The organism is Vibrio sp. AND4, assembly GCF_000171815.1.
In the GTDB taxonomy this organism is placed as follows: Bacteria; Pseudomonadota; Gammaproteobacteria; order Enterobacterales; family Vibrionaceae; genus Vibrio.
In genome coordinates, this window is sequence record NZ_ABGR01000055.1 from 1 (window position 1) to 6,181 (window position 6,181).

A 6,181-nucleotide genomic window follows, 5' to 3' on the forward strand; every position below is an offset into this window, starting at 1 on the left:
ACCGCGGCTTGTGCACCGTGCCAGCTTAGTTCAAGGCTATCTGCAAAGCGCTGAAGTTCGACGAACTTTGCCTTTGCTTGTTCAACTGATGCTTGCTTACTTTGGGTTAACGCGTCCAACTTTGCTAACTCTTGGTTCAATCCCGTTAACTTCTGTAGGTCTTGCATCAAACGCTGTTGCTGCTTTATTTCTGCCTCTACGCTGCCAATACTGGCAATATCAACGCGAGCTTGATCTAGGGTTTTCTGACCTTGTTGCGCTTCCAGCGTTAACTTCTCTTTTAGAGAGATGTATTTCTTCAACGTGGTTTCAAACTCTGACTTGTGCGTTATACCTTTATTAATGGCTTTTTCTAGCTCTGACTTCTCGACCAACTTCCCTTTCATGCTTTCAAGTTGAAACTGTTGCTCTGTCAGTTTTGGCAGTTGCGCCGCTTGTTCTTTCGCAGTGTAAAGCGCACCTTCTTTGGCTTTTACTGCTTCATCTGCCTTAGCGAGATCTTTAGAGAGCGTTGCCACCTTTTGCTCAAGCTCATGCGTTTGTTTAACCGCGTTTTGTAACGTGACATAAGGCAGCTCAATCTTGCTTGCCTTTTTGGCATTGTCGAGTTGTATTTGCCTAGAGGAAACAACCTCACTCTGCGCCATATGTTGCTTCAATGCGAGTTCTGCTTGCTCATGCTTTTTGAACTCATTACTCAGCGTTTGCGCTTTTTGCAGATCGACTTTTATGGTATTTAATTGCGCAAGAGAGTCATGCTCTTGCTTTTGCGCCGTTTCAAATTGCGTCGATAACGCTTCACGCTGATCCGTTAGCTCGGTTTCTGAAGAGACACCAGCCACCTGAAGCGCACCTCGAATTTGGTTGTCAAACTCGCCCTTCGCTTTGCTAATGGCGCTCGCTTTGTCTTTTAGGGCGTATTCTATCTTCTTGTAGATATCCGTTTGAAATAGCTGGCCAAAGATATCTTCACGTTCTTTCGATGTCGCAAGCAGCAACTCTCGGAACTTACCTTGAGGCAGCACCATAACCTGGCGAAACTGAGTCTCGTTCAAACCAATAATGTTGGTCACTTCAACCCTGACTTGCGTTGTTTTGCTGGTAATGAGCTTTTCTTCGTCGGTGATCTCATACAAAGCGGCAGTATGTTTACGTACTGTTGTGCCCTCACCCCTCGCTTTTGGCGCTTCTTGCTCTGGCGAGCGAATAACGCGATATACTTTGCCATGCAAAGAGAATTCAAGGGTTACTTCGGTTAGCAAGGTGGGCGCGGCCGTATCACAACGCATTTGAATGCCTTGCCGCTCATTCCCTGTCGTTTCACCGTAAAGAGCAAAACAAATCGCATCAAGGATCGAAGTTTTCCCCGATCCTGTAGGGCCATTGATCAAAAAAAGAGGGTTAGTACCTAGCTTGTCAAACTCAACGGTCTCTATTTGAGCAAACGGACCAAATGCCTGCATGGTTAGTTTAATCGGTTTCATGTTTGGCCCTTACTGAGCTTGCGGGGAAAGTTGCTGGATAATGTCGCTGATTGCTTGATCTTGTTGCTGCGATAATTGGCCGTCTTGCGCTTGTGTAAAGAAGTCTCGGAACATATCTATCTCGCTTCTCGCCAATTTCGCTTTAGCCATTTCCTGCTCGACACCAATTAGCATGCCGGGCTTTTCTAGGTGCAGCACATTTGGATAAACAGCACGTAGCTTTTCCATTGGATTTAAGATCGCGTGCCTATCCATCAGGCGCACCAACAAGTAGTCTTCATTTTTGGGATCCGTTTTGCCTTGCTCTATCACCTGTTCAAGCTCGCCCTCGATGATTCGCATCTCATGTGGTGCCGTAAGGTCAACGTGCTCTGCCGAGACAAAGCCGTTTTGGTCGATTGTCACCAAGGTGAAACCTTTCTTTTGGTTCTGCTCACCAAAGCTGTATTTCATTAGAGATCCCGAATAACGAATGTACTCTTCGCCTTTTTTCTGTGGCTGGTGCAAGTGACCCAACGCCACATAATCGAAGTCAAGGAAATGCTCGTGACTGACGCGATCAGAGCCACCAATAGAAAGTGGACGCTCAGAATCAGACTCCATTGCACCATCAACGAAGCAGTGGCTAACAAGTACCTTGCGTTGTTCTGGTTGGCACTGCTCTGTGATTTTCTCAGCCAATAGCTTATGCGCTTGGTCATGGGTCGAAATGGGCTCTTGGTAGGCAAAACGCACTTGCTCAGGATCGTTGTAAGGCATGCCATAAAAAGCGACTTGTCCTGCGCTTTCAGTTTCAATAACAACAGGGGTAAGCATGTCCTCAAAGTTGCTAATAATGTGAAGACCCGCATTTTTCATTTGCTCAGAGCCAAAACCAAGACGCTCAGCACCATCATGGTTGCCAGAAATCAAGATCATCGGCGTATTGAGCTCACCACAGATCCGCTTCACGGTTTTATTCAGTAATTCAATGGCAACGGTTGGTGGGACAGAACGGTCATAAACATCGCCAGCAACAATCACGGCATCGACTGGGTTGTTTTTGATGTATTGGATCAACTGTTCAAGAACCGCTTGCTGATCATCAAGCAGAGAAACGTTATGAAACTGTCGGCCAAGGTGCCAATCTGAGGTATGGATAAACTTCATTCGAATTCACTTTCTGCCATCAACGTGGCGCTATCTTGTAATTCCTCTAGGATATCGTGAGTTCGCTCGCTTTTCATGTGGTTTATGCACGCAATTTCAACCCTGATACCTAGGGCGGCTTATCGGAGTCAACACCCCCAAAAGTTGATAAAGGGCATGTTGTCTCCTCTTTGTTTGGATGAACCCTTGCCTTTACACAAGCCGTTGACTAGGTTTACGTTTATCGTGTACTCATCCGTATAAAAAGGCAGCAGTTTGACCAACGGGAAATTCGAAGTTGAAGACATCAGTATTTTGATCATTGATGATTGCTCTACATCTGCAACGTTGGTCAAGCACCAACTCGTTTCACTTGGGGCAAAAATATCAAACATTACCTGTGTGAATAATACTCAGCAAACATTGAGTGCTGTTAAAACGCGTTTCTATTCGCTCATTATTGTCGACTACCACCTTTCGGAAAAACTCACTGGCTTGGAATTGGTCAATCTCATCAGCCGAGCAAAATTGATATCCGACACGACTGCTGTGCTTATGATATCGGGTGATGCCAAACAAGAGACGGTTCTAACGGCCCTATCTGGTCGCGTTAGACACCTGCTCACTAAGCCCATTCAAACCAAAGCACTTCGGGCAAAAATACTGACCGCCTTGCTAGAGCAACATCAACTGACCGAGGTAAAACAATACCTAAGTGAGGTCGAAACACTTTCCCTCGGTGACATCATTCAACTACACAACAAATACGCGACCAGTGTTTGTGTAGAATCTCTCATCATCGATGCCCTAGTGGACGCAAAAAAGTTTGACGTACTAGAAAACTTTCTCCCTTTTTGCAGCGGCAAAGAACACGCCAGCCGAATCTGCGCTCAGACATTTTTACTCCACCGAAACGGCGAAGTCCGCGAGGCAGTCGACATTCTTGAAAATTACGTTGCGCAGAATCCACTTTGCTTGAGAGCAACAGATAATCTGGTCGGATTATATGAAGCCCTCGATCAGCACACTCAAGCATTACCCCTCGCTAATCGTGCTTTTGAGCTGACCCCAAGTAGCAGCGCTCGACTCATCACGCTGTCTAGAGTTCTCTCCAAGCTAGAACAATATGAACGACTTTACGAAATCGGTTATCGATATGCTTCTAACTTGTCCTCGACCGATCCTCAATGGCTCCTCGCGATGAGTGCCTACATGGATGTCGTCATTGAGCATTTTCAAACGCTCTGCAGCAAAAGCGATAAAAAGAGCACTCTCACTAAACTCAATGAGTTTTGTTTACTTGCAGAGAAGCAGCTCAATCGAAGCCAATTAATCGATTTAGCGGCTTTTAAGCAAGTGATGCAATGTAAATTGTTGATATTGGGTTCCCAACCAGAGCATGCGCACAGAAAGCTCATGCAATCGCTTAGTCATTATTACGCTCAACCGAGTAAAGCGCCGTTAACCATTCTCACACAAGCCGTTCCGCTGTTGGACTCCTTCGGAGAGTTTGCCATTAAGCAATGTTGTTTAACCTTGATTGCCGCTAAATCGGGCGCCAACTTAAGAAGTGAGGCAAATGAAAAGAACGATGCTGAAGAGCTCAGCAAAAAATATCCGTTCTCAGCTGAGATACGTCTAAAAAGACTGCCAGCTAACAGCGATGAAGCAAAGGGATTTCCACTAAAAGAGAGCATTGAGTTTCTATCCCAGCGCCCTTTACCACCCAACTGGTCCCATTGGTTTAAAGCGTACCTCTCGGGATCGCATATGTCTGAGTTACCTCCCCCATTCAACCTTCAAGCCACTTAGTGGAGTTAAGCAATGATCAATTTCGACGTACTCAATACTTTTGTGGACAACGATGCCAACATTATCTTTGCTGTTTTCACAACCTACATGGAAGACTATGAAAATGGATTAGAACGCATCAATCAACTGAACCAAGAGCAAAACTGGCCTGAGCTCTTTTTACTTTCGCACAGTTTAAAAAGTGTGCTTTCAAGCTTTGGGGAAGACTCAGCAGTATCGGCATTAAAAAACATAGAGGAAAATACGAGAGATAATATTTCACCAAACAAAAAAGATTTGACTATAATCAACGACGAATTGGTTAAAATAAACCAACAGATAACGGATTACTTGTCCAATGTTGATAAGTAACACTCATTAAATTTTTATTAATCGGAATGCTAGGCTATGAACAATACTCATTTTAAAGAGTTGATAGAGTCCTTGAGAGATCTCACCACAACTCAAAAAAAACATTTAATAAGGCAGGCGCGCCAGTCTCTAGAAGAAAGTGAGATTTTACAAAACAAAAACTTACTGACATCAGAAGAACTTGAATTATTGCTTACCATAACAAATGAAAAATAGGAGCCTAAAAGGCAGGCACTTAGATTTCATCTAGGGAGTTAATGGTGAGATGGCGGCAGATTTTGCCGCCATTTTGGTATCTGGGTAATCGGTTATTATGCAAGATCCATTATGCACAAACTCTGTCTCGTCCTAAACGGATTAAACCCCACACACTGACACGCACATCTTGTAACGTAATTTCTTTGATCACTGTGTTGTGCCTTGAGTCGCTTATTTAAGGGATGCAACGTCACATACATTTAAATACCAGAGTACACTGTCACCCAATTTAAGAGTAATTACCCCACCTAGAGCCTCAATGCTGTAAATACCATTTTTGTCCGAAAAATTTTGCCGTAATAGCTAGCTAATTACAGTCATTGTGCTCAAGCTTAGCGACGATATTTTGGACGCACTTGTTAGCTGCTGCACTTGACGAATGCCATGGACTTTGACCATGCCTCACTCGCATTGAAGTCTTCGATTAATGGCTCTTTGGAAGAGCCTGTAAATGCCCCCATACCTTGTGCAATCATATATTTGGGAAAATAAGATGGCGGAGGTGCTGAAATGAGGTACGTGCAAATTTCACTTTTCCTTGACTGATTGTTATCGAGTGCATTGATGCTAGAAAATAGCTCGTTTATCTGAGCCTCTGACAGAGAGCCAAACTCTTTTTTGAAAAGTGCATTCAGCGCACCATGTGCGGTTTTGTCAGTTACCCTTTGTGCATCAAAGTGCACGTAGGCATTTGCTACCATGATAAGTTCTGCTGCTTCATTGTATTTAAACGAATTAGCGCAATTTTTTGCACCAGCAGCAATACCAGCTGCCGTACTTTCGGGGCCTACCGAGGTAGAATTGACGCATACAAGTGGGTTAGTGGCCTCAAGATTATCTTTACTTTCGTAATTGTTAACTTGGGTATAATTAGCGCAGCCAGCCAGAAATGTAAAGCAAGTGAGTGATAACACTTTATTCATATATGCGATATTCCTTGTCCACTTTTAAACGGTTCGTTAATTTTATATTCCTTGCCAATCTCTCTCACCATTTGGTTACGCTTTTCTGTTACGTTAGCCCACTTTTCGACAATCGCCCTTTGTGTGCGTATTAGCACATCCGTTTGGCAATTAAGGTTCGACAGAATCGCTCGGTGATCACATCGGGTAAGAATTCATCCTGTGATGGTTCTGGACATAAACGAG

At 44.2% G+C, this 6,181-nt stretch carries 6 protein-coding genes; 3 read left to right on the forward strand and 3 right to left on the reverse strand.

The annotated features are described in order from the left end of the window. Both AND4_RS18115 and AND4_RS18120 read right to left on the reverse strand, forming a co-directional pair. The coding region (locus AND4_RS18115) for an SMC family ATPase (RefSeq protein WP_009844436.1) at window positions 1-1,484 on the reverse strand (1,484 nt) is incomplete at its 3' end. Between the two features lie 9 nt (window positions 1,485-1,493). Then, on the reverse strand, window positions 1,494-2,633 hold the full coding sequence (locus AND4_RS18120; RefSeq protein ID WP_009844437.1) for an exonuclease SbcCD subunit D: 1,140 nt from the start codon (window positions 2,631-2,633) through the stop codon (window positions 1,494-1,496). A gap of 255 nt (window positions 2,634-2,888) precedes the next feature. Between AND4_RS18120 and AND4_RS18125 the strand changes: the two genes are divergently transcribed. The 3 genes from AND4_RS18125 to AND4_RS18135 are packed head-to-tail and all read left to right on the forward strand — an operon-like array spanning window position 2,889 to window position 4,991. Further along, window positions 2,889-4,424 (forward strand): response regulator, encoded by a 1,536-nt coding sequence (locus AND4_RS18125; protein WP_009844438.1) that lies wholly within the window; start codon window positions 2,889-2,891, stop codon window positions 4,422-4,424. 12 nt (window positions 4,425-4,436) lie between these two features. After that, window positions 4,437-4,775 carry an Hpt domain-containing protein gene (locus tag AND4_RS18130; protein WP_009844439.1) on the forward strand — a complete coding sequence of 113 codons (339 nt, stop codon included), beginning with the start codon at window positions 4,437-4,439 and terminating at the stop codon, window positions 4,773-4,775. 36 nt (window positions 4,776-4,811) lie between these two features. After that, entirely contained in the window at window positions 4,812-4,991 is a 180-nt protein-coding gene (locus tag AND4_RS18135) for a hypothetical protein (RefSeq protein ID WP_009844440.1), read from the forward strand. Window positions 4,992-5,392: 401 nt separating this feature from the next. Here the strand turns inward: AND4_RS18135 and AND4_RS18140 are convergent, their stop codons facing one another. Next, window positions 5,393-5,956 carry a hypothetical protein gene (locus AND4_RS18140; RefSeq protein ID WP_009844441.1) on the reverse strand — a complete coding sequence of 188 codons (564 nt, stop codon included), beginning with the start codon at window positions 5,954-5,956 and terminating at the stop codon, window positions 5,393-5,395. Between the last annotated feature and the right edge of the window lie 225 nt (window positions 5,957-6,181).

What these genes read in the sequence shown, in the direction of transcription:
- AND4_RS18120 (WP_009844437.1), bottom strand. Translation starts at nt 2,633, where the DNA reads ATGAAGTTTATCCATACCTCAGATTGGCACCTTGGCCGACAGTTTCAT.
- AND4_RS18130 (WP_009844439.1), top strand. Translation starts at nt 4,437, where the DNA reads ATGATCAATTTCGACGTACTCAATACTTTTGTGGACAACGATGCCAAC.
- AND4_RS18135 (WP_009844440.1), top strand. Translation starts at nt 4,812, where the DNA reads ATGAACAATACTCATTTTAAAGAGTTGATAGAGTCCTTGAGAGATCTC.
- AND4_RS18140 (WP_009844441.1), bottom strand. Translation starts at nt 5,956, where the DNA reads ATGAATAAAGTGTTATCACTCACTTGCTTTACATTTCTGGCTGGCTGC.